General features: G+C 58.9%; 1 protein-coding gene. It reads left to right on the top strand.

What is annotated here, in order from left to right:
* On the top strand, positions 1-309 hold a 309-nt coding region (locus CKO33_RS13255), incomplete at both ends, for an ABC transporter permease subunit (protein WP_200182695.1).

Raw genomic sequence — 309 nt, 5'->3', positions numbered from 1 at the left:
CTCAAGGCCCGCGCTGGTGCCAACGAGGTCATCGTGACGATCATGCTTAACTACATTGCTGGTGGTCTGCTGGCTTGGTTGCTGACGACCAAGGCCTTTCAGATGCCTGGCCGTACCGACCCGATCGCCCCTATTGTCGACTGGAACGCCACGTTCCCGCGGATGGCCGGATCTCAGTTGCACCTCGGATTCTTCCTGGCCCTGCTACTTGCCGTGGGCACTTGGTGGTTGCTTGATCGAACTCCTTTGGGCTTCCAGATCCGTGCGGTCGGATCCAATCCGAATGCCTCGGCTACCGCTGGTATGAAT

This window comes from Ectothiorhodospira mobilis (assembly GCF_016584115.1).
Classification (GTDB): Bacteria; Pseudomonadota; Gammaproteobacteria; order Ectothiorhodospirales; family Ectothiorhodospiraceae; genus Ectothiorhodospira; species Ectothiorhodospira mobilis.
This window is presented reverse-complemented; position numbering and strand designations above follow the sequence as displayed.